Source organism: Lysobacter antibioticus (assembly GCF_001442535.1).
GTDB lineage: Bacteria > Pseudomonadota > Gammaproteobacteria > Xanthomonadales > Xanthomonadaceae > Lysobacter > Lysobacter antibioticus.
The window spans coordinates 3,002,372-3,022,595 of the sequence record NZ_CP013141.1 but is presented as its reverse complement, the minus strand read 5'-3'; the positions used below and the strand labels follow the sequence as shown (position 1 = coordinate 3,022,595).

Annotated in this window: 22 protein-coding genes and 2 tRNA genes; 13 read left to right on the top strand and 11 right to left on the bottom strand. The window is 67.1% G+C overall.

Annotated features, from left to right (window positions below; all coding sequences use genetic code 11):
• Window positions 1–15 precede the first annotated feature (15 nt).
• Window positions 16–672, bottom strand: a complete 657-nt coding sequence (locus GLA29479_RS12260; RefSeq protein ID WP_082638604.1) for a TetR/AcrR family transcriptional regulator — start codon at window positions 670–672, stop codon at window positions 16–18.
• A gap of 219 nt (window positions 673–891) precedes the next feature.
• Here GLA29479_RS12260 and GLA29479_RS12255 point away from each other — a divergent pair, with 219 nt between their 5' ends.
• On the top strand, window positions 892–1,407 hold the full coding sequence (locus tag GLA29479_RS12255) for a DUF1993 domain-containing protein (RefSeq protein WP_057971753.1): 516 nt from the start codon (window positions 892–894) through the stop codon (window positions 1,405–1,407).
• Between the two features lie 112 nt (window positions 1,408–1,519).
• Window positions 1,520–2,008, top strand: a complete 489-nt coding sequence (tadA, locus tag GLA29479_RS12250; protein WP_425599932.1) for a tRNA adenosine(34) deaminase TadA — start codon at window positions 1,520–1,522, stop codon at window positions 2,006–2,008.
• Window positions 2,009–2,090: 82 nt separating this feature from the next.
• Here the strand turns inward: tadA and GLA29479_RS12245 are convergent, their stop codons facing one another.
• Window positions 2,091–2,576, bottom strand: coding sequence for a DUF2721 domain-containing protein (locus GLA29479_RS12245; RefSeq protein ID WP_051884431.1), 486 nt, complete (start codon window positions 2,574–2,576; stop codon window positions 2,091–2,093).
• A gap of 61 nt (window positions 2,577–2,637) precedes the next feature.
• On the bottom strand, window positions 2,638–3,126 hold the full coding sequence (locus tag GLA29479_RS12240; RefSeq protein WP_051884433.1) for a DUF2721 domain-containing protein: 489 nt from the start codon (window positions 3,124–3,126) through the stop codon (window positions 2,638–2,640).
• A gap of 65 nt (window positions 3,127–3,191) precedes the next feature.
• On the opposite strand from GLA29479_RS12240, the gene orn reads away from it, so the two are divergent.
• Complete coding sequence (gene orn / locus GLA29479_RS12235; RefSeq protein ID WP_031370702.1) at window positions 3,192–3,758, top strand: oligoribonuclease; 567 nt, start codon at window positions 3,192–3,194, stop codon at window positions 3,756–3,758.
• Window positions 3,759–3,985: 227 nt separating this feature from the next.
• Here orn and GLA29479_RS12230 read toward each other — a convergent pair whose 3' ends face one another.
• Together GLA29479_RS12230 and ppsA are read right to left on the bottom strand one after the other, a co-directional pair.
• Complete coding sequence (locus GLA29479_RS12230; RefSeq protein WP_057917786.1) at window positions 3,986–4,939, bottom strand: mechanosensitive ion channel family protein; 954 nt, start codon at window positions 4,937–4,939, stop codon at window positions 3,986–3,988.
• 7 nt (window positions 4,940–4,946) lie between these two features.
• On the bottom strand, window positions 4,947–7,331 hold the full coding sequence (gene ppsA / locus GLA29479_RS12225) for a phosphoenolpyruvate synthase (RefSeq protein ID WP_057971752.1): 2,385 nt from the start codon (window positions 7,329–7,331) through the stop codon (window positions 4,947–4,949).
• A gap of 133 nt (window positions 7,332–7,464) precedes the next feature.
• Between ppsA and ppsR the strand changes: the two genes are divergently transcribed.
• From ppsR to GLA29479_RS12205, 4 genes are all read left to right on the top strand, one after another.
• Window positions 7,465–8,286 (top strand): posphoenolpyruvate synthetase regulatory kinase/phosphorylase PpsR, encoded by an 822-nt coding sequence (gene ppsR / locus GLA29479_RS12220; protein WP_057917788.1) that lies wholly within the window; start codon window positions 7,465–7,467, stop codon window positions 8,284–8,286.
• A 333-nt stretch (window positions 8,287–8,619) separates the two neighbouring features.
• Window positions 8,620–9,156, top strand: a complete 537-nt coding sequence (locus tag GLA29479_RS12215; RefSeq protein ID WP_057917789.1) for a DUF1249 domain-containing protein — start codon at window positions 8,620–8,622, stop codon at window positions 9,154–9,156.
• A 45-nt stretch (window positions 9,157–9,201) separates the two neighbouring features.
• Window positions 9,202–9,277 (top strand) — tRNA-Ala (locus GLA29479_RS12210).
• A gap of 55 nt (window positions 9,278–9,332) precedes the next feature.
• A tRNA-Glu gene (locus GLA29479_RS12205) sits at window positions 9,333–9,408 on the top strand.
• 329 nt (window positions 9,409–9,737) lie between these two features.
• On the opposite strand, the gene GLA29479_RS12200 is transcribed toward GLA29479_RS12205, so the two are convergent.
• From GLA29479_RS12200 to GLA29479_RS12175, 6 genes are all read right to left on the bottom strand, one after another.
• Complete coding sequence (locus GLA29479_RS12200; RefSeq protein WP_144436499.1) at window positions 9,738–10,487, bottom strand: hypothetical protein; 750 nt, start codon at window positions 10,485–10,487, stop codon at window positions 9,738–9,740.
• 89 nt (window positions 10,488–10,576) lie between these two features.
• Window positions 10,577–11,431, bottom strand: a complete 855-nt coding sequence (locus GLA29479_RS12195) for an STM4011 family radical SAM protein (RefSeq protein WP_057971750.1) — start codon at window positions 11,429–11,431, stop codon at window positions 10,577–10,579.
• A 4-nt stretch (window positions 11,432–11,435) separates the two neighbouring features.
• Window positions 11,436–12,809: an STM4012 family radical SAM protein gene (locus GLA29479_RS12190; protein WP_057971749.1), complete on the bottom strand. Its 1,374-nt coding sequence runs from the start codon at window positions 12,807–12,809 to the stop codon at window positions 11,436–11,438.
• Entirely contained in the window at window positions 12,806–13,624 is an 819-nt protein-coding gene (locus GLA29479_RS12185) for an STM4013/SEN3800 family hydrolase (RefSeq protein WP_057971748.1), read from the bottom strand. Before GLA29479_RS12185 ends, GLA29479_RS12190 begins: the two co-directional genes overlap by 4 nt.
• Window positions 13,617–14,738, bottom strand: a complete 1,122-nt coding sequence (locus tag GLA29479_RS12180) for an STM4014 family protein (RefSeq protein WP_057973180.1) — start codon at window positions 14,736–14,738, stop codon at window positions 13,617–13,619. The genes GLA29479_RS12185 and GLA29479_RS12180 overlap by 8 nt, the downstream gene beginning before the upstream one ends.
• A 23-nt stretch (window positions 14,739–14,761) precedes the next feature.
• Window positions 14,762–15,673: an STM4015 family protein gene (locus tag GLA29479_RS12175; protein WP_057971747.1), complete on the bottom strand. Its 912-nt coding sequence runs from the start codon at window positions 15,671–15,673 to the stop codon at window positions 14,762–14,764.
• 193 nt (window positions 15,674–15,866) lie between these two features.
• On the opposite strand from GLA29479_RS12175, the gene phaE reads away from it, so the two are divergent.
• The 6 genes from phaE (at window position 15,867) to GLA29479_RS12145 (ending at window position 20,180) form a co-directional block, all read left to right on the top strand.
• Window positions 15,867–17,093 (top strand): class III poly(R)-hydroxyalkanoic acid synthase subunit PhaE, encoded by a 1,227-nt coding sequence (gene phaE / locus GLA29479_RS12170; protein ID WP_169795652.1) that lies wholly within the window; start codon window positions 15,867–15,869, stop codon window positions 17,091–17,093.
• A gap of 1 nt (window position 17,094) precedes the next feature.
• Window positions 17,095–18,165 carry a class III poly(R)-hydroxyalkanoic acid synthase subunit PhaC gene (locus GLA29479_RS12165; RefSeq protein ID WP_057917797.1) on the top strand — a complete coding sequence of 357 codons (1,071 nt, stop codon included), beginning with the start codon at window positions 17,095–17,097 and terminating at the stop codon, window positions 18,163–18,165.
• A gap of 164 nt (window positions 18,166–18,329) precedes the next feature.
• Window positions 18,330–19,055: an SGNH/GDSL hydrolase family protein gene (locus GLA29479_RS12160; RefSeq protein ID WP_057971745.1), complete on the top strand. Its 726-nt coding sequence runs from the start codon at window positions 18,330–18,332 to the stop codon at window positions 19,053–19,055.
• Between the two features lie 8 nt (window positions 19,056–19,063).
• Complete coding sequence (locus GLA29479_RS12155; RefSeq protein WP_169795651.1) at window positions 19,064–19,483, top strand: YfeK family protein; 420 nt, start codon at window positions 19,064–19,066, stop codon at window positions 19,481–19,483.
• Window positions 19,484–19,529: 46 nt separating this feature from the next.
• A complete protein-coding gene (locus GLA29479_RS12150; RefSeq protein WP_031370717.1) occupies window positions 19,530–19,733 on the top strand; it encodes a PspC domain-containing protein in 204 nt (67 codons plus the stop codon).
• 39 nt (window positions 19,734–19,772) lie between these two features.
• Complete coding sequence (locus GLA29479_RS12145) at window positions 19,773–20,180, top strand: hypothetical protein (RefSeq protein WP_057920033.1); 408 nt, start codon at window positions 19,773–19,775, stop codon at window positions 20,178–20,180.
• Window positions 20,181–20,224 lie beyond the last annotated feature (44 nt).

The following is a 20,224-nucleotide window of genomic DNA, read 5'->3' as shown; positions in this document are numbered from 1 at the left end:
GCCAGCGCGCTTGCTTCAGGCTGACGGCCAGGCGCGCATCGCGATGCGCACGACCTGGGCCAACTGCTCCGTCGTCGCACCATCGCGTGCCTGGATCGACAGGCCCTGGGTCAGGGCAGTGAGGAACTTGGCCAACGCTGCCGCATCGGTATCGGCCGGCAGGTCGCCCACGCGCATACCGCGCTCGATGCGCAGCAGGAATTGGTTCTCGAGCGCGCTGCGATAGCGCGCGAGTTCTTCGCGCAGCTCGGCAGGCAGGCCGCCGGCCTCGGCCGCGATCAGCATGCAGCCGGAGCGCTGTTCGGACTCGACGAAACTCTGCGCGATCGCCTCGAAGAAGGCCTCGAAGGCCTGGCGCGTGCTCATGCTTTCGTCGGTGAGCACGCGTCCGCCATTGCAGCGGTAGCCGTCGATGTAGCGGGCGAGGGCGGCGCGGAACAATTGCTCCTTGCTGCCGAACGCGGCGTACAGGCTCGGGGCGGCGATGCCCATCGCGGCGGTGAGCTCGCTCAGCGACGTCGCCTCGTAGCCCCGGCACCAGAACAAGCGCATCGCGGTTTCCAGCGCCTGCTCGCGGTCGAACACCCGCGGCCGGCCGCGTGGGCGGGGCGCCTGCTTGCAGCTGTCCGAGGCCTCGGCGAGGGGCTCGGGTTTCGCAACGGGTATTTCCATAGCGATCGATAATAAAATCGTTGACCCGGCCGGAGCAAGCGGCCAGAATCCCGTTCGCATTCCTTAGCGGTCGCTACATTAAAGCTCCGGTCCGGGGTCGCCAGCACCTGGGTAGCGCGAGCCGGCACCGTGCAGTCCCGTCCGATCCATCCGCAAGCAGCTCAACGGCGCGCCGTCCGACGGCGGCGCGTTCGCCACCACGCCACCAAGAGAATTCCCATGACTCTATCCTTGTACGACATCTCGGTACCCAGCCTGTTGCGCGGTCTCGACACGCTTTCGCACTTGCTCGACAAAGGCCAGGCGCATGCGCAGGAGCAGGGCATCGAGGTCGAGCAGTTGCTCGGCGGTCGGCTCGCCCCCGACATGTACACGCTGACCCGCCAGGTGCAGGCGGCCAGCGATGCGGCCAAGTTCGGCGCCGCGCGCCTGGGCGGCATCGCGCCGCCGAGTTTCCCCGACACCGAAACCACCCTGGACGAGCTGCGCGCGCGCATCGTGCGTACCCAGGAGTTCGTGCGCAGCGTGCCGCGCGAGAGCATCGACGGCCAGGAGCAGCGCGAGATCGTGATCCGCCCGCCCAACGCGCCCGAGCTCAAGTTCGTCGCCGCCGACTACATCCGTTTCTTCGTGCTGCCGAACTTCTATTTCCACCTGACCACCGCCTACGGGATCCTGCGCCACCAGGGCGTGGCCCTGCGCAAGCCGGATTTCCTCGCCGCCGGCTCGATCTGACCGGCTCGATCTGAGCGGCAGCGGCCGCGCGCGCGGCGCATCGGCACGGCCGGTGCGCCGCTGACGCGCGTCGGCGATAATCGTCGCTTTCCACGAGCGGGACCTGCGCCGAGTGAGCGAGCTGGCCGACATCGACGAACGCTGGATGCGGCATGCGCTGACGCTGGCCGAACGCGCCGAGCGCGAAGACGACGAAATCCCGGTCGGGGCGGTGTTGGTCTCGGCCGACGGCGCGGTGCTCGGCGAGGGCTGGAACCGCAACATCGGCAGCCACGACCCCAGCGCGCACGCCGAGATCGTCGCCCTGCGCGAAGGCGGCCGGCGGCTCGCCAATCACCGTCTGATCGGCACGACCCTGTACGTGACCCTGGAGCCCTGCGCGATGTGCGCGATGGCGATGGTGCATGCGCGGGTCGCGCGCGTGGTGTTCGGCGCCAGCGATCCCAAGACCGGCGCGGCCGGCAGCGTGTTCGATCTGTTGGTCGACCCGCGCCACAACCATCGCGTCGAAGTGCGCGGCGGCGTGCTCGGCGAAGAGGCCGGCGCGCGCTTGACCGCGTATTTCCGTCGCAAGCGCGGCAAGCCGACCGGAGAGGCGTAGCTCGCATCGAGCGAGTTTCTCGGGCCGGGCGCGCAAACGCCGGCGGTGCGAGGCCTTCGCTCTCAACGCGTGCTGTCGCGCATCAGCGCCGCTTCTGGCGCCCGTTGTCGCGGTCGAACTCGCGCTTCACTTCGGCATCGAGCATGGACACGCTCATGCGCGCTTCGCGGCCCATGTTGATCGACGCGGCGAGTACCAATAGCACGCCGCACATCGCCAGGCCGGTCGGCACGCCGCGCAGGCGGTAGTCGGTGAACTGGTCGATGCCGATCGCCAGGCTGGTGGCGACGAAGGCGGTCATGGCGCCGTACAGCAACTGCAGGCAGATCAGGATCAGGCGCACCCGCCGGCGGTGCAGGATGATGCGCGCTTCCAGATAATCGCGCGCCTGCTCGTCGACGGTGTCTTCGAGTTGGTTCAGTTGCTGACGCATGCGGTCGACCACGCGCGCCAGGCGATTGTTCGAGGACACCAGCAGCGAGGCGGTCGCGGTCAGGAAGAACGCCGGCGTGATCATCGCCGAGACCACGGTGTAGTGACTGCTGAGTTGCAGCAGAGGGTCGGCCATGACGGGCTCCAGGGTCGATGCGCACGAAGCGCGATGATGCCGCAAGCCGGGCCGCTGCGGTTCATGCGCGCGGCTTGGACCAGCGCTTCATCGCGGTGATGTGGCCGTGGTCCATTTCCTCGTTGACCGCCTCGACCGCCAGCGAGGATTCGCGCGCCAGCAGCAGGCTGGCGGCGAACATCGCCAGCACCCCGAGCGCGGCAAGGATCGTCGGCACCGCGCCGAGCCGATAACCGAGGAAGGCGTCGCCGGCTACGCTGAGGCTGGTGCCGACGAAGAAGCTGATCGCGGTGTACAGCAACTGGCTGCCGCGCAGGATGATCTTGCTGCGCTTCTTCTGGCGCAGGATGTGGCGTTCGAGCTGGTCGCGCTCCTCGGCGTCCTCGGTCTCGGCCAGTTCCTTCAGCAGGACCCGGGCACGGTCGATCACCCGCGCCAGGCGGTTGTTGGCCGACAGCAGCAGCGAGGCGGTCGCGGTCAGGAAGAACGCGGGGGCCAGCATCGCGGTGAGGATCGCGTAGTGGGCGAAAGAGGCGGCGTTCTGGCTCATTGCGGTGCGGCAGCTGGGAAGGGGGCTGGGCTATCATGCCGCGACACGGGCACGACGGCGAGGCTATGAGCGACAAGACAGGGCAGGAGCACCGGCTGATCTGGATCGATCTGGAGATGACCGGGCTGGACACCGACCGCGATTCGATCCTGGAGATCGCCACCGTCGTCACCGATGCGCAGTTGCAGGTCCTGGCCGAGGGGCCGGAACTGGCGATCGCCCATCCGCTCGAACGCCTGCAGGCGATGGACGAGTGGAACCGCCATCAGCACGGCAAGTCCGGCCTGTGGAAGCGCGTGCTCGAACAGGGCGTGGCGATGGAAGAGGCCGAGACCCGGACCCTGGAGTTCCTCGCCCAGTGGGTGTCGCCGAACACCTCGCCGATCTGCGGCAATTCGATCTGCCAGGACCGCCGTTTCCTGCATCGCTGCATGCCGCGGTTGGAGAAGTACTTCCACTACCGCAACCTCGACGTCAGCACCATCAAGGAGCTGGCGCGGCGCTGGGCCCCGGACGTGCTGGCCGGGTTGAGCAAGGACAGCAAACACACCGCCCTGAGCGACGTCATGGACTCGATCGCCGAGCTCAAGCATTACCGCGCGGCGATGGGCAAGTTGGGCGGCTTGGGCTGAGGCGCCATACCGGCGCGATCGCGGGTCCTGGGGTAGGAGCGGCGCGAGCCGCGACCCACCGAAGCGACGTACGCAAGCGCAACGAACCGGAGCCCGACATTAGGGCTTGGGCCCGCGGGTAGCCGGGTTTCGGAAGGTTGCGCGGTATTGCACCTTTCCGGTTGGTCGCGGCTTGCGCCGCTCCTACCCTAAGGCCATCGCTTCGGGGCTAGCCGAAGCGGCTGCGGTCACGCCTTCGGCTTGATCGCCGGCTGGGCCACATCGCCATCGTCGGCGATGGCTTTGGTCAGCACTTCGGTCAGCGGGCGGCCGTCGGCGTCGTGGTGATACACGTGCAGGTCGCGCTGCGGGTAGGGGATGTTGAGACCCTTGCCGATCAGCTCGTTGCGGATGCCTTCGACCAGGTCGCTCTTGGTCCGCATCAGGTTCGCGGTCTTGACCCAGGAGCGCAGCTCCAGATTGACGCTGCTTTCGGCCAGAGCGGTCACCAACACTTCCGGCGCCGGGTCCTGCAGCACGTTCGGGTGCGCCGTGGCCAGGGCCAGCAGGGTTTCCTTGGCGACCTTGAGGTCGTCGTCGTAGCCCACGCCGACGGTCAGGTCGATGCGGCGCTTCGGGTTGGCGGTGAAGTTGATGATCGCCGCGGTGGTGATCAGGCTGTTCGGCAGCACGATCACGCGGTTGTCGATGGTGCGCAGGCGGGTCTGGAACACGCGGATCTGTTCGACCGTGCCCTCGATGCCGGCGGCCTGGACATGGTCGCCGGCCCGGAACGGGCGCAGCACGATCAGCATCACCCCGGAGGCGATATTGGACAGCGAGTCCTTCAGCGCCAGGCCGATGGCCAGACCGGCGGCGCCGAGCACGGCGAGCACCGAGGTCATCGGCACGCCGAGCTGCTGCAGGGCCGCGACCGCAACGATCACGATCATCGCCGCGTAGGCGATGTTGCGCAGAAAGCCACGCAGGGTGACTTCCATGTTGGCGCGGGTCATGACCCGCTCCAATGCGCGCGACAGCCACTTGGCCAGCCACAGGCCGATCAGCAGGATCGCCAGGGCGCTGATCAGGACCAAGCCCTTGGTCTGCGCCCAGGCGAGCAGCTTGTCGATGTCGAAGCCGGCCTCAAGCCCCAGCAGGGACTTGGGGACCAGCGCCTGCACCGCGTCCTTTTCCGTCATCGTGCGCTCAGGCCTGGGCCTTGGCTTTCGCCTTGGCCAGGCGCAGCCAGGTGTCGACCACGGTATCCGGGTTCAGCGACACCGACTCGATGCCCTGGTCCATCAGCCATTCGGCCAGGTCTGGGTGATCGCTCGGGCCCTGGCCGCAGATGCCGACGTACTTGCCCTTGGCGCGCGCGGCCGAGATCGCCATCGCCAGCAGCTTCTTGACCGCCGGATCGCGTTCGTCGAACAGGTGGGCGACGATCGCCGAGTCGCGGTCCAGGCCGAGGCTGAGCTGGGTCAGATCGTTGGAGCCGATCGAGAAGCCGTCGAAGATCTCGAGGAACTCGTCGGCCAGCAAGGCGTTCGAAGGGACCTCGCACATCATGATGATCTTCAGACCATTCTCGCCCTTGCGCAGGCCGTTCTTCTCCAGCACTTCCAGTACGCGGCGACCTTCGTCGAGGGTGCGCACGAACGGGATCATGATCCAGCAGTTGGTCAGGCCCATTTCCTCGCGCACCTTCAACACCGCCTGGCACTCCAGGGCGAAGGCGTCGGAGAAGCTCGGGTCGACGTAACGGCTGGCGCCGCGGAAGCCGATCATCGGGTTCTCTTCGTGCGGCTCGTAGCGGGTGCCGCCGATCAGGTTGGCGTATTCGTTCGACTTGAAGTCCGACAGGCGCACGATCACCGGATGCGGCGCGAACGACGCGGTGATGGTGGCGATGCCTTCGGCCAGGCGGTCGACGTAGAACTGCACCGGGTCGTTGCCGTAGCCGGCGATCTTGGCGTCGATCTTCTTCTTGGTGTCGGCGTCCTGCGAGGCGTATTCGAGCAGCGCCTTCGGATGGATGCCGATGTGGCTGGCGATGATCATCTCCAGGCGCGCCAGGCCGACGCCGGCGTTCGGCAGCATCGCGAAGTCGAACGCGCGTTCCGGGTTGGCGACGTTCATCATCACCTTGAGCGGCGCCGGCGGCATCTTGTCGAGGTCGGCGACATGGCGTTCGAACGGCAGGCTGCCGTCGTAGATGAAACCGGTGTCGCCTTCGGCGCAGCTGACCGTGACGATCTGGCCGTCCTTGATCGCATCCAGGCCATTGGTGGTGCCGACCACGGCCGGCACGCCGAGCTCGCGGGCGATGATCGCCGCGTGGCAGGTGCGGCCGCCGCGGTTGGTCACGATCGCCGCGGCGCGCTTCATCACCGGCTCCCAATCGGGGTCGGTCATATCGGCGACGAGCACGTCGCCCGGCTGCACCCGGCTCATGTCGTCGAGGTTGCGCACCACGCGCGCCACGCCGCTGCCGATCTTCTGGCCGATCGCGCGGCCTTCGGTGATGACTTCGCCGCGCTTTTCGAGCTGGTAGCGCTCGATCTGGGTGGCCTTGCCGCGCGACTTCACCGTCTCCGGGCGCGCCTGGACGATGAACAGCTTGCCGCTGACACCGTCCTTCGCCCATTCCACGTCCATCGGACGGCCGTAATGCTTTTCGATGACCAGCGCCTGCTTGGCGAGCTCGTGCACGTCGGCATCGTTGATCGAGAACGTCGCGCGCAGTTCGGCCGGGGTGTTCTCGGTGCGCACGCGCTCGCCGGGCTGGTCGGAATAGACCATGCGCAGCTGCTTGGCGCCGACCGAGCGACGCAGGATCGCCGGCTTGCCCTGTTGCAGGGTGGGCTTGTAGACGTAGAACTCGTCGGGGTTGACCGCGCCTTGCACGACCATCTCGCCCAGGCCGTAGCTGGAGGTGATGAAGACCACGTCGCGGAAGCCCGACTCGGTGTCGAGGGTGAACAACACGCCGGAGGCGCCGACATCGGAGCGAACCATCAACTGCACACCGGCCGACAGGAACACGTCCTCGTGCTTGAAACCGTGATGCACGCGGTAGGCGATCGCACGGTCGTTGTAGAGGCTGGCGAACACTTCCTTGACCTTGCGCACCACGTCGTCTTCGCCGGTGACGTTAAGGAAGGTTTCCTGCTGGCCGGCGAAGGACGCGTCGGGAAGGTCTTCGGCGGTGGCCGAGGAGCGCACCGCGACGGCGACGTCGCCGCCACCGTTCTCGTTGCACAGCTTGCGGTAAGCGGTGCGGATGTCCTGGTCGAGATCGTCCTGCAGCGGCGACTCGATGACCCAACCGCGGATCTCGGCGCCGGCGGCGTTCAGGGCCGGCACGTCTTCCACGTCCAGCGTCGCGAGCTTGTCGAAGATGCGCTGGTGCAGGTTGTTATGGGCGATGAAGGCCTTGAAGGCTTCCGAGGTGGTGGCGTAGCCGCCGGGCACCGATACGCCGAGGTTGGCGAGGTTGCCGATCATCTCGCCGAGCGAGGAATTCTTTCCGCCTACGCGGGCGAGATCGTTGAGGCGTAACGCGTGCAGCCAGAGGATGTTCTCGTTCAAGACACACAATCTCCGAGGGGGGAGGTCACGTCGGGGCGCGGCCAAGCGGCTATGATCGCCCGGGCGTCGGGTGCATACAAGCTTGATCCGACGGGCTTTTTCGTATTGGTGCAGCTTCGAGACGGGGTGGGCGATGGCAGGAACAAGACCGGTTTTCTACGTTTCCGACGGTACCGGCATCACCGCCGAGACCATCGGTCACAGTTTGCTGACCCAGTTCACCGAGACCCGGTTCGTCACAGATCGCATCGCTTTCGTGGACAGCGTCGAGCGCGCCCAGGACGCGGCGGCCAAGATCCGCGAGGCCGCCGTGGTCCACGGGGTACGGCCGGTGGTGATCAATTCCTGCATGGACGGGGAGGTCGGCGCGGCCCTGGCCGAGAGCGGGGCCCTGATGCTGGACGTATTCGCGCCGTTCATAGAACCGCTGGAGCGCGAGCTGCACGAGACCCGTCAGCGCCGGGTCGGCCAGGCCCACGGCATCGCCGACTTCGAGACCTATCACCGCCGCATCAATGCGATGAATTTCGCCTTGACCCACGACGACGGGGCCAGCGTCGATTACGCCGAGGCCGACCTGATCCTGGTGGCGGTGTCGCGGGCCGGCAAGACCCCGACCTGCGTTTATCTGGCGCTGCATTACGGGGTGCGCGCGGCCAACTATCCGCTGACCGAGGAAGACCTCGAGCACGACCGCCTGCCGCCGCGCCTGCGGCCCTACCGCAGCAAGCTGTTCGGCCTGACCATCGACCCGATTCGGCTGCAGCAGATCCGCCAGGAACGCCGGCCGAATTCGCGCTATGCCCAGTTCGAAACCTGCAAGCGCGAGGTCGCCGCGGCCGAGATGATGTTCCGCGCCGAGCGCATCCCGACGCTGAGCACCACCCACACCTCGATCGAGGAAATCTCGAGCAAGGTGCTGACCACCCTGGGCATCCATCGCGAAATGTTCTGAGGCCGCCGTGCGCCGCGCCGCCGCGTGCGGCGCAGGCGTGATGCCGGAGCAGGGCGGGCTGAAAACGTTGCGGGAGGGCAGCGAGACGATGGCTCGCAGACGCAATCACGGATCGACTCGCGCAGGGAGTCACTCCAGGAGTGCGGGGCAGGGGGTAGATGAATCGGGGAGTGGGGACGCGGGCTGAGGCCGCGGTTCGCAGGCCGCCGGGCGGTTCGCTGAGCAAACCTTTTCCCGATCTCGTTCGCCTTGGCGAAGAGCCTACAAATTAAGGCTTTTTCGTCATTCCGTCAATGCTGCCGCGCGCTGCGCAAGGCGTGTAGGATCGCGAACATGAGCACCGCCGCCTCCCGCTTCGCGCGCCTCCCCAAACTCAGCCGCTTCGGTTGGTTGATGGGCTTGTACGCGGAGAATCACGAGCGTCTTTCGCGTCTGTTTTCTCCGGCCGAACTCGCACGCGGCGTGTACCTGTCCGACGTCGGCGACGGCCTCGACCTGCGCCTGGACGTGATCGAGCAACACCGCTACACCACCGAAATGCGCTTGACGTATGCGCTGCAGGACCCCTTGACCGGCGAGCCGGATCCTTCCGCGTATCTGCGCCTGTATCACGACGCGCACCAGGTCGAAGCCACCCATTGCTATGTCGGCCGGCGCTGGCAGGACGTCATCGGCATGTACCCGCCGCCGGCGGAGGTGATCGGCCACCGCATGCGCATGAATACTTTTTTAGGAAAGTGGCTCGAGTATCTAGCGGAACGGGGTCATGGCATGGCAACATTGCGCCCGGTCGAACACGACCCCGCGCAGCCCGATCCATTCGGCCCAGGCGACGCGGGACCGGGAAAAAATTTAGCGATGAATGCTTGACGACATCGCTGAACGCCCGCTAAGATGTTCGTCTTTCCAGCACGTGGGGCCATAGCTCAGCTGGGAGAGCGCTACAATGGCATTGTAGAGGTCGCCGGTTCGATCCCGGCTGGCTCCACCACTCTTCGGAACTGAAAGGGTTTCCGGACGAGTTAGCTGCAAGAACAACAAGTTTTGTCCCCATCGTCTAGAGGCCTAGGACATTACCCTTTCACGGTAGCGACCGGGGTTCGAATCCCCGTGGGGACGCCAAACAACACAGAAGGCCGCCGAAAGGCGGCCTTCTGTGTTTTCTTGCGCGCGATGAACGAAAATCGCCGACATGCCCGCGTCCGCGGCTGCGCTTTCGTGCGTCTCCTTGCAAAGCTCTGTGAGCGCAGCGCGTAAGGCCTGCGATGCGCAGCGATGCGTCGCGCGCGCGGCGCGCGAGTCGAGCCGCGATCTTCGACGAGGCGAAGATCGCAAGCGCGCCGACGAGATCGCAGCGCGGATGCGCGCGCCGCGGCGCGCGCATTGCCGATGTAGTCGTTGCACCGCCGCGGGCGCTCTTCCGGGTACTTCTCGATCAGCCTCGATCGGCCTTAATCGGCCGCGCCTTCGGCGTACATGCCGTTGTGCACGGTCTCGATGATGTCGTTATAGCCGCCGGTGGACCACGGCTGCCCCTTGCCCGGCGCATACAAAGTCATCTTGGCCGGAATCACCCGGCTGCCGGCCTGATCGAGCAAGCGATCGAACTCGGCCAGCCCTTCCAGCAATTTCTTGGTCTTGAGCTTGGCCGGATTGCCCTTCTTCGCCAGCACGTCCTGCATGCGCGCGCTCAGCGCCGGCACGGTGCATTCGAGTTCGACCTCGCTGATCCGCCCGTTCTTGACGTATTCGTTCGCTTGTTCGGTGTTCGACAGGCCGCGGCATTGCGCGTCGGCCGCCAGTTGGTTGACCCGCTTGATCGCGGCGAACAGGGCCGGCTTGGCCTTGGCTTTGTCGACCTTCGGCATGTCCGCCAGAATGCCGTCGGCAAAGCCTTCGTACTGCTGCTCCAGACCGACAGTGTCGGCCAGGCCCTCGAGGTCGAACGCGTTTTCGTTGTTGGCGTACAGCGGTTTGGAGTAGGCGTTGAGTTGCTTCGCCGCTTCGAGGTCCTGCCTCAGCGCGACGCGCGCGTAAAGCTCGGCGACCTGCTCGGGCTTCATGGTGATCTTGGGCGCCCGGGTCTTGGCTTTGGCGGCCTTGGACGGCTTGGCGGCGAAGGCCGGGTCGAAGGCCGGCGCGAGCACAGCCGGAATCAACAGCGCGGCCAACAGCGCATTACGGAGAGGGGTGCGGGACATGGAGCGATCCTTTGCGTGGTAAGAGGGCTGTCCGCCGGTTCGATGCGGCCGGCTGGCGGGGGCGGGCAGGGCATGCGGGCCCGCCGAAGTCATAGGACGAACGACGGCACCCGTTCCAGTACGCCGCCGGCGTAGTCGCGCTGGAACGGCAGGTCCGGGCGATGGGCGTAGCCGATGTAGCAGTCGCAACGCGAGTTGGGGCAGGTGCGGGCGCGCAGCTGTGCGGCGTAGCTGCCGTCATAGAGGTTGCCGAGCGGTTCGGCGACGAAGTGGCAGCGCTTGACGTTGCCGTCGCCATCGACCGAGACCACGTTCTCGCCGGTCAGGCAGGGCGCGCCCAGGCTCGGCGCGGGGTCGAGGTTGTAGCGGAAATGCGGGTCGATGCGCTGCAGGCGTTCGATCCGTGCATCCTCGTAATAACCCGGCGGCCGTTCGTCGTAGGCGTTGAGCCATAGCGGCGTGTGCGCCGGCAGCTCGGCGCGCAGTGCCTCGATCTCGTCCAGGTGCTCGTGCAGCGCGACCATGCCGACGCTGTGGCGCACGCCGCGGCGCGTCAGTTCGCGACAGCGGGCGAGGAAGGCGGCGCGGCTGACCTGGGTCGGGTGGTAGGTGCACCACAGGGCGAGCGTGCGGGTATCGACCTCGTCGAGCCAGCGCATGCCGACGCACAGGTTGGTCTGGATCGCGACCCGGCGTACCTGCGGCAGGTGGCTCAGGCGAGTCATCGCGTCGCGGTAGTGACGGCGCACCAGGCCTTCGCCCCAGGGCGTGAACAGGATCGACAGATCCATCCGCTGCTGGGTCGCCCAATCGACGAAACGCGCCAGGTCGTCGGCGTCGCGACGCAGGGCGGCGCGGCTGTCGTAGGTCTTCGCGAACGGGCAGTAGGCGCACTCGTAGTTGCAACTGCTGAGCCGGCCGCGATAGAGCAGGGACAGGTGCATGCGCTCAGCCGAGGCGGTAGTCGTGCATGCGCTCGGCGATGCGCGCCGAGGTCAGCCACGGGCCGATGGTGTCGGCGCGGGCGAGGCCGGCGTCGGTCAGGGCGAGCATCCCCTCGTCGCCTTGGGCCAAGTCGAGTGCGAGCAGGTCGCGCAGCTGCGGCAAATCGTCGAGGCAGTCGGCGCCGAAACGGCGGCGGTAGTCGTCGCGATCCAGGCCCGGGCGGATCAGCAGGGACTGGATGACGTGGCGGCGCCGGCGTTCGTCGTCGTCGAGCTCGATGCCGTAGTCGGCATAGGCGAACGAGGCCGGGTCGCGGGCCAGATAGTGATCGAGGATCTCGGCCACGCTGCGGCGGGCGACACCGTACTCGCTGGAGTAATGCAGGGTGCCGGTGTACGAACGCGCACCGCAGCCGACCCCGACCATGCCGTCGCTCTGGCAGCAATAGACCGGCGCGGCGATGTCCGGCGAATGCGGCGCACGGAACATGCGCATCGAAACCTGGGTGTAGCCGGCCGCGAGCAGATGGTCGCGGCCGGCTTCGTACAGGGCCAGGCGCGTGTCCATCGGTTCGGCTTGCAGGGCGAACCCGGGCTTGGCGCCGGCCTTGGCTTCGATCCGGCCCAGGCCGGTCAACGGCCGCACATACAGCGGATACAGATAAATCTCTTCGGGCCCGTGCGTCAGGGCGCTGTCGATCGAGGCGAGAAAACTCGTCACCGTCTGCCCGGCGATGCCGTAGATCAGGTCGAGATTGAGGATCGGGAAGGCCTCGGCGCGGATCGTCGCGATCGCGCGCTCGACCACCTCGCGCTGTTGCGGCCGCACCAGCGAGCGCACCTCGGCGTCGCTGAAGCTCTGGATGCCCATGCTGACGCGGTCGATGCCGGCTTCGCGGCAGACCCGCAGCTTGTCGGCGTCGACGGTTTCCGGCGACACCTCGATGCCGGCCGGCGTGGCTTTCAAGTCGATCGAGGCGTAGCGCTCGGCCATCGCGAACACGCGCCGCAATTGCTCGGCGTCGAGGTAGGTCGGGGTGCCGCCGCCGAGCGCGAAACGTACGAAACGGTGATCGCCGAGGGCCTGCGTGGTGGCCTGCAGCTGCCGTTCCATCTGTTGCAGATAGCGCTCGACCTTGGCCGGTTCCGGCCGCGCCAGCGCGAACAGATTGCAGAAGCCGCAGCGGTACGAGCAAAACGGGATGTGCAGATACAGGAACAGCGCATCGCGGCGTTCGCCGGCCCAGAGTTTCGCCAAAGGCTGCGCCGGTTCGATCGGCCGATACGCGGTCTTGTGCGGATAGGAATACGAATACGCCTGGTACGGAGGCAGGCGCAGCAGGTCGGCGAGGCCGGGCGAAGCAAGGGCAGCGGTCATGGCGTGAGTATGAAATGCGCGTAGGGCACGGTCATCACCACTTCGTGGGCGAGGCGGTGGCCGTGGTAGCCGTCCTCGCCGTAGGCGGTGCCGTGGTCGGAACAGGCGATGACGAAGGCGCGTCCGCGTTCGCGCAAGGCGGCGAACAAGGGCGCGAGCGCGGCGTCGACGTAGCGCAGGGCTGCGCAATGGCTGTCGTAGCCGTCGTGCTCGGCGCCGGCGAGGTAGTGGCGATTGGGCTGGTGCAGGGCGGAGACGTTGATGAAGATGAAGCAACGCGTATCGCGCAGTTCCTCGCTGCGCAGGCGTGCGCAGGCCAGGGCGACCTGGCGCTCGGTGGAATCGACCGCGGTGACGCCGAAGCCCGGTTCCCAGTGGCTCTCGTCGAACAAGCCCGGCAGTTGCGAACCGAGCGGGTTGCGCTTGTTGAAGAAGCCGACCCCGCCGATGCAGATGGTGCGATAGCCGGCATCGCGCAGGCCGGAGACGATGTCGGCGCGGTCGCGGAACACGTAGGTGTTGGCGGCGGTGGTTTCGCTGCCTTCGAAGTCGAGCGCGAACAAACGCGGATGCGGGCCGGGCGAGGCCGGTGTGGGCAGGAAGCCGGCGAAGAACGCTGCGTGAGCGGCATAGGTGAAGCTGCCGGGCGTGTGCCGGCGCTCCCAGCCTTCCGGCGGCAAGTGCGGCCCGAGCACCGGCAGTTCGCCGCGTTCGAAACAGGCCTGCGCGGCGTCGTAGCGCAGGGTATCGAGGGTGATCAGGACCAGGTCGTGATCGCCGACGATGGCGCGCATGTCGGGCAGGGCATCAGGCATGGGCGAGGCTTCGTTGCGGGCCGGTCGTGGCTTGCGGCGAGGGCGTCAGTGCGGCTTGATCGTCGTACGTGCCGCGACCCTGCCACAGCAAGTTAGGAAGCAGATCGCCGAAGGCATTGGCTTCGAGCAGCCAACTGCGGCGGTCGCGCAGGATCAGGTCGAAGCCGATCATGCGGCTGCGCGGGAACACGCTGGCGGCACGTTTGGTGGCGGCTTCGAGCGCCTGCATCGAGTCCGTGTCGAGCCAGGCTTCCAGCGCGCCGCGGCGATTGCCCAGGTGCAGATTGGTCAGCGGCCTTCGGCTGACCCGGGCGACGCGTTGCCGCGCCTGGCCGTCCAGGGCGACCACGCGCAGGTCGTAGTGGCCGCCGAGGGCATCGGGCGCGCGCGGTTTCGGTATCCAACGCTCGAGGTAGGCGCCTTGCGCGGCCAGGGTGTCGACGAGGCGGGCGATCTCGCCGGTGGCGGTGTAGCGGCGCGGACGCAGCGAGTTGAACACGCGTGCCCGTCCGTCGCTTTCGACCAATTCGGCCGAGCCGTAGGCGATCTCGCGGCCGACGCGGTTGCGCCGATACGCCAGCACGCCGGCGCCCGAGGAACCGTAGCGCGCCTTGACGAAAACCTGATCGCAGGCGCAGTCGCGCAAGCGTTCGCGCAGAGCTTCATAGCCTTCGACCGGGCCGAGCAGCGGCGGCACTTCGATCCCGGCCGCAATCAGGCGTTGCTGGCAGGCCAGCTTGTCGCTCATGCAGGCGATGTCGTCGGGCGGATTGAGATAAGCGGCCTCGGCCGGCAGCGAGCGCAGCAGATCGGCGAAGCCGGCGTACCAGTACTGCTGGTAGGCGAGCTCGCCATGTTCGAGCGGCTGCGGTGCCGGACACGGCGCGCCGAGCCGATGCCAGCCGCGTTCGATCAGGGCGGCGTGCAGGGCCGGCGCTTCGCCGGGCGATTCCAGCTTGACCATCGCGCCGCGACGGCCGGCGATCGCCTCGGCGGCGCGTTCCGGTGCGCTCAGCAGGCTCTGGTAGTCGACGACCTCGGCCGCAGGCAGGCCGCGCTCGCGCAGGGCCTGCTGCAACCCCCGGACCCGGCGGCTGTCGTGCGGGCCGAACAACAGCCAGGGGGCGGCGGACACGGTTACTCGGCGACTGCGACGTAACGTTCGCCGTCGTCCTCGTCTTCATGCTCGTCGAGCACGACCTCGCAGGGCAGGCTGGCGAGTTTTTTCTGCCATTCCGGCGAGATGTAGTGGTGGCTCAGGTTGATGCGTTCGATGCCGCCGAGGTTCGGGCTTTCGAACAGGGCCTGCGCACCGACATCGCCGATGGTGCCCAGCGACAGGTCGAGGGTCTGCAAGCCGCCCAGCCAGGGCTGCGCGGCCAGCCATACGGCGAGCTCGTCGGTGATGCTGGCGTTGCGCAGGCCCAGGTAGCGCAGGCGCTCGGGCTGGATCGCGGTGAACAGGCGCTGGTAGGTCGCCAGGTCGCCGTCGTAGCCGTAGTTGTCGTCGCCGAGCCACAGTTCCAGATGGTGCAGCGCCGGCAGCCTGGAGCCGGCGAGGGCGTCGACGATCTTCGAAGGCAGGCCGCCGCATTCGATCGCCAGTTCCTGCAGATGCTCATGCTCGAAGGCCTGCAGTTCCAGACTGCTGGAACCGCGGATGCGCAGGGACTCCAGCGTCGGGTAGGCGGCGAGCAGGGCGTTGTACGAGGTCTGGATGATCCAGGAGATTTCGCAGTCTTCGTAAGTCATGTCGCCGACGAACAGGCCTTTGAGCGCGGGCAGTTCGGCGCGGCGTTCGATCAACAGGTCGAGATAGCCCGAGGGGCTTTCGTCGTGCGCTTCGCTCCAGGGGCCGACGACCAGCGCATCGAGCGTGCCCGGGTCGACCTGCGACAGCAGACTGCCGAGCAGATCGCCCTGGCTTTCGGCGCTGTCGTAGTCCTGGTGCAGGCGGTAGACGACGTCGCCGCCGGCGGGCGTCTCGCCCATGCTGAAGTTCACGATGCGCTTGCCGCGGTAGATCTGCGAATACTCGCCAATGGCCACGAGTGGCTCCTTGCCTGAATGTGCCGCAAGCATACCCAAGCCCGGGCCGACCGCGTAGCCGCGCGCAGTTTGCGCATCGAGGCGGCCGACACATCGTCGGTGCATCGATCGGCCGCCATCGCGTGGCGGTGCTGCCGACACAGCGCGCGGCAACAGGCCGTTGCTATGATCGGATCAAATCATGGAGGCGGCGATGGCGAATTTCGGTTTCGGCTCGACTAATCCCGGCGATTTCGGCGCCGGCCCCGATCTGGATGCTCTGGCGCGACAGTACTGGAGCGCATGGGGGCAGATGATGCGCGGCGCCGGCGCGCAGCCCTCGCAGCCGTCGGTTCCGGGTTGGAACGAGGCCGTGAACTGGTGGTCGCAACTGGCCAAGGGCGCGAGCCCGCAGGCCGACGAAACCCTGGACCGTTTCAACAGCCAGGCGCGCGGCTGGTTCGGCGAAATCCAGAAGCTGGCGGCGCAGTTCGCCGGCAGCGACGCCTCGGCCGGCGACATCGCCGGGGCCTGGAAGCGGGCCCTCGGCGGCAATGCCGCCAATCCTTTCGCCGACGTGTTCGGGGCCATGCGCGGCCCGGGTCAGCAGGACCTGTCGCGCTGGGTCGAGCAGGTCGCGCCGTTTCTCGAACGCCTGCAAGGCCAGGGCCAATCGATCCTCGGCCTGCCCGCATTCGGTTTTGCGCGCGAGCATCAGGAGCGCCTGCAGGCGCTGGCCCAGGCGCACGTCGATTACCAGAAGCAAAGCCAGGCCTATAACGCCTTGATGGCCGAAGCCGGCCAGGACGCGTTCTCGCGTTTCGAGGACAAGCTGGCCGAGCGCAGCGAGCCGGGTCGCCAACTCTCCAGCGCACGCGCGCTGTTCGATCTGTGGATCGACGCGGCCGAGGAGGCCTATGCGCAAATCGCCTTGTCGCCGCGGTTCCGCGATGCCTATGCGGCCCTGGTGAATTCGCAGATGCGTCTGCGCGCCGGCGTGCAGAAGGAAGTCGAACAGGCCAGCGGCGGCTTCGGTATCCCGACCCGCACCGAGATCGACGCCGCGCACCGCAAGATCGCGCAACTCGAACGCGAGCTGCGCCGCCTGCGCGACGAAGTGCAGCAGTCGCGCTCGGTAAGCGCGAACGAGGCACCGCGCCGGGCCGCGGAAGCGCCGCGTGCGCCGGCCCAGCCGGTTGCGAAGCCCGCATCGAAATCAGCGGCAAAATCAGCGGCGAAATCCGCCAAGCCCGCGGCGAAGAAAACGGTCAAGCCGCGTGCGGCCCAGGCCGCGGCGGCCGCCGCCAGCAAGTCGGGCGATGTGTCGCCGGGCAAGCCCAAGCTGGCGAAAAAGACCGCGATCGCCCGTCCGCAACCGCCGACCCGGCCCAGCGCCGCCGCCGCGGTGAAGCCGGCCAAGACCAGCCAGAAGGCGCGCTGACATGACCTCACCGATCAATTTCAGCGCCGAGTCCCTGGCCCAGGAAGCGATGCAGGCGCAGAACAAATTGCGCGCCGGCCTGGATTCGCTGCACCAGGTCGGCAACATCGACTACGGCGCGACCGAGCGCGAGGAAGTCTGGCGCGACGGCAAGGTGGTGTTGTATCGCTTCCGCGGCGACAAGGCGCCGACCGCGAAGGTCCCGCTGCTGATCGCCTACGCCCTGGTCAATCGCCCCTACATGGTCGATCTGCAGGCCGACAAGTCGATCGTGCGCGGCCTGCTGGAACGCGGCGAAGACGTCTACATCCTGGACTGGGGTTATCCCGACCGCTCCGACCGCTACCTCGAGCTCGAGGATTACATTCAACGTTTCCTCGGCGGCGCGGTCGACCATCTGCGCCGCGAGTACCGCATGGACGCGATCAACCTGCTCGGCATCTGCCAGGGCGGTGCGTTCTCGTTGTGCTATTCGGCCTTGAACCCCAGCAAGGTGCGCAACCTGATCACCATGGTCACGCCGGTGGATTTCCACACCGACGACAACATGCTGTCGAACTGGACCCGCGGCCTGGACATCGACCAGTTCGTCGACACCCTCGGCAACGTCCCGGCCGACGTCATGAACTGGTGCTACCTCACCTTGAAGCCGTGGCGCTTGTTCGTGCAGAAGTACGTCGGCCTGATCGACATCCTCGACGACAAGCGTGCGCTCGAGGACTTCCTGCGCATGGAGAAGTGGATCTTCGACTCGCCCGACCAGGCCGGCGAAGCCTTCCGCCAATTCATCAAGCAGTTCTACCAGGGCAACGGCTTCGTCAACGGCGGCATCGACATCGGCGGTCGCGCGGTCGATCTGGCCTACATCGGCATGCCGGTGCTGAACATCTTCGCCGAGCAGGACCACCTGGTGCCGCCGGCCGCATCGCGGGCGCTGGCCAAGCTGGTCGGTACGCAGGACTACTCGGAGCTGTCGTTCCGCGGCGGCCACATCGGCATCTACGTGTCCGGCCGTGCCCAGCGCGAAGTGCCCCAGGCGATTCACGACTGGTTGGCGCAGCGCTCGCGCTGAGGCAGCCGCAAGAACGACAGCGCCGTCGCCGCGCCGCGAACCGCTCCCTGTCCCGCTTGCGGGAGAGGGACGGGGTGAGGGCAAGCGAATCCTGCGCGTCGCCCCGAGATGCATCGTCCCGCCGAGACGTTTAGTCTCGGCAACTCGTCAGTCAGAGAACACCCATGCGCCGCATCCTGCTTCCCTTGCTGCTGGCCCTGCTTAGCGCCTGCGCCAGCACCGCGCCGACACCCCTGGCCGCAACGACGACCGCGGCAGTCCCGGCCGCCGCAGCAGCCGCAGCAGCCGGCACCGATTCCAGCCGCTGGGAACTCGACATCCAGGCCTTCGAGCGCGAGGACGCGGTGGTCCGCCGCCGTCCCGGCAGCATCGTTTTCGTCGGCAGCTCGTCGATCCGTTACTGGCAAAGCCTGGATACGGATTTCCCCGGCGTGGCCAGCATCAATCGCGGTTTCGGCGGTTCGCGCGTCTACGATTCGCTTCACTACGCCGATCGCATCGTTACCCCGTATCAGCCGCGCGCGGTCGTGTTCTATGCCGGCGACAACGACTTGTCCGAAGGCCGCACGCCGGTGCAGGTACGCGACGATTTCGCCGCTTTCGTCGAGCGCGTGCGCGCCGCCGCGCCGCAGGCGCGGATCGGCTTCATCTCGATCAAGCCCAGCCCCTCGCGCGCGGCCTTGCTGCCGCAGGTGCGCGAAGCGAACGCCCTGGTGCGCGCTTATGCGCAACAAGCCAAGGGCGTGGACTATCTCGATGTGTATACGCCGATGATGCAGGCCTCCGGTGCGCCGCGCCCGGAACTGTTCCTCGAGGACGCCCTGCACATGAACCGCGGCGGCTACGAAATCTGGATCGACGTGGTCGGCGCCTGGTTGGGTGCGCTTTAATTCGCCGCATGGACATCGCCCGCACCCGCACTCGTTTCCGCATTCCCTTCATCAGGGCCCTGACGACGACCGCCTTGCTCGTCGGCCTCGGCGTCGCCCAAGCCGCGCCGTCGGCCCAGGCCGAGCGCGAGATCGAGCAGCTGATCCAGGCACTGGGCAGTTCCTCCTGCCAGTTCGAACGCAACGGCAGCTGGCACGACGCCAAGACCGCGCAGGCGCACCTGCGCAAGAAACTGGCTTACCTGCGCAAGCGCGATCTGGCCGACACTGCCGAGCAGTTCATCGAGCGTGCCGCCAGCGAAAGCAGCCTCAGCGGCCAGGCCTACCGGGTCCGTTGCGGCGGCGCCCCGCCGGTCGCCTCGGCCGCCTGGCTCAAGGCCCGCCTCGTTCAGCTGCGCGCCAAGCCGGCGACGACGCCATCACCCTGACGCGTTAGACTGATTCCGGGCCCGCAGGAACCCGGAGCACGCCCGGATGAGCAGTACCACGCGAACGTTCTGCCGCTCGCGCCACGATCGCATGATCGCCGGCGTCTGCGGTGGTATCGCCTTGCGGATGCATTGGAATCCGGTGCTGGTGCGCGGCGCTTTCGTCGTCCTGGCTCTGGCCACGTTCTTGCTGCCGGTCGCGCTGGTGTACCTGATCCTGTGGCTGTTGATGTCGGAAGAGGGCTGCTGACTGGCTGGCTTGTTGCGAATCGCCGGCGGCACGCTCGGCATGCTCTGGACCTCGCCGATCACGGCGCTGGGTCTGTTGGCCGGCGTCATCGGAATGCCGTTCGGCGCGCGCCTGCGTTTGCGTCGCAGCGACCTGGCCCTGGTGTTCCAGCATTGGCCGTGGGGGCCGGGCGGGGCGATCACCCTCGGCAACGTCATCCTGCATACCGGCGATAGTCTGGATTCGCCGTGCTTCACCTACGCGCACGACGCCGGCCACGGCGACGAGCCGCCGATCCTGCTCGCCGATCACGAGCGCGCCCACGTCTATCAATACATGGTGCTGGGGCTGTTGTTCGTGCCGCTGTATCTGATTTGCGGCGGCATCAGCGTGCGCAATCCGTTCGAGCGCGCCGCCGATCGCTACGCCCAGACCGGCCGCGGCTGGTGGCCGTGGTCGAGGCAGTGAGGCCAGGAACGAGTGGTGAGGAGTGAGGAGTGAGGAATTAGTAG

What these genes read in the sequence shown, in the direction of transcription:
- GLA29479_RS12240 (WP_051884433.1), bottom strand. Translation starts at nt 3,126, where the DNA reads ATGAGCCAGAACGCCGCCTCTTTCGCCCACTACGCGATCCTCACCGCG.
- GLA29479_RS12195 (WP_057971750.1), bottom strand. Translation starts at nt 11,431, where the DNA reads ATGCACCTGTCCCTGCTCTATCGCGGCCGGCTCAGCAGTTGCAACTAC.
- ppsR (WP_057917788.1), top strand. Translation starts at nt 7,465, where the DNA reads ATGGCAGGAACAAGACCGGTTTTCTACGTTTCCGACGGTACCGGCATC.
- GLA29479_RS12245 (WP_051884431.1), bottom strand. Translation starts at nt 2,576, where the DNA reads ATGGCCGACCCTCTGCTGCAACTCAGCAGTCACTACACCGTGGTCTCG.
- GLA29479_RS12260 (WP_082638604.1), bottom strand. Translation starts at nt 672, where the DNA reads ATGGAAATACCCGTTGCGAAACCCGAGCCCCTCGCCGAGGCCTCGGAC.
- phaE (WP_169795652.1), top strand. Translation starts at nt 15,867, where the DNA reads ATGGCGAATTTCGGTTTCGGCTCGACTAATCCCGGCGATTTCGGCGCC.
- orn (WP_031370702.1), top strand. Translation starts at nt 3,192, where the DNA reads ATGAGCGACAAGACAGGGCAGGAGCACCGGCTGATCTGGATCGATCTG.
- GLA29479_RS12165 (WP_057917797.1), top strand. Translation starts at nt 17,095, where the DNA reads ATGACCTCACCGATCAATTTCAGCGCCGAGTCCCTGGCCCAGGAAGCG.
- GLA29479_RS12190 (WP_057971749.1), bottom strand. Translation starts at nt 12,809, where the DNA reads ATGACCGCTGCCCTTGCTTCGCCCGGCCTCGCCGACCTGCTGCGCCTG.
- GLA29479_RS12255 (WP_057971753.1), top strand. Translation starts at nt 892, where the DNA reads ATGACTCTATCCTTGTACGACATCTCGGTACCCAGCCTGTTGCGCGGT.
- GLA29479_RS12150 (WP_031370717.1), top strand. Translation starts at nt 19,530, where the DNA reads ATGAGCAGTACCACGCGAACGTTCTGCCGCTCGCGCCACGATCGCATG.
- GLA29479_RS12145 (WP_057920033.1), top strand. Translation starts at nt 19,773, where the DNA reads ATGCTCTGGACCTCGCCGATCACGGCGCTGGGTCTGTTGGCCGGCGTC.
- GLA29479_RS12185 (WP_057971748.1), bottom strand. Translation starts at nt 13,624, where the DNA reads ATGCCTGATGCCCTGCCCGACATGCGCGCCATCGTCGGCGATCACGAC.
- GLA29479_RS12230 (WP_057917786.1), bottom strand. Translation starts at nt 4,939, where the DNA reads ATGACGGAAAAGGACGCGGTGCAGGCGCTGGTCCCCAAGTCCCTGCTG.
- GLA29479_RS12215 (WP_057917789.1), top strand. Translation starts at nt 8,620, where the DNA reads ATGAGCACCGCCGCCTCCCGCTTCGCGCGCCTCCCCAAACTCAGCCGC.
- GLA29479_RS12160 (WP_057971745.1), top strand. Translation starts at nt 18,330, where the DNA reads ATGCGCCGCATCCTGCTTCCCTTGCTGCTGGCCCTGCTTAGCGCCTGC.
- GLA29479_RS12155 (WP_169795651.1), top strand. Translation starts at nt 19,064, where the DNA reads ATGGACATCGCCCGCACCCGCACTCGTTTCCGCATTCCCTTCATCAGG.
- GLA29479_RS12200 (WP_144436499.1), bottom strand. Translation starts at nt 10,487, where the DNA reads ATGTCCCGCACCCCTCTCCGTAATGCGCTGTTGGCCGCGCTGTTGATT.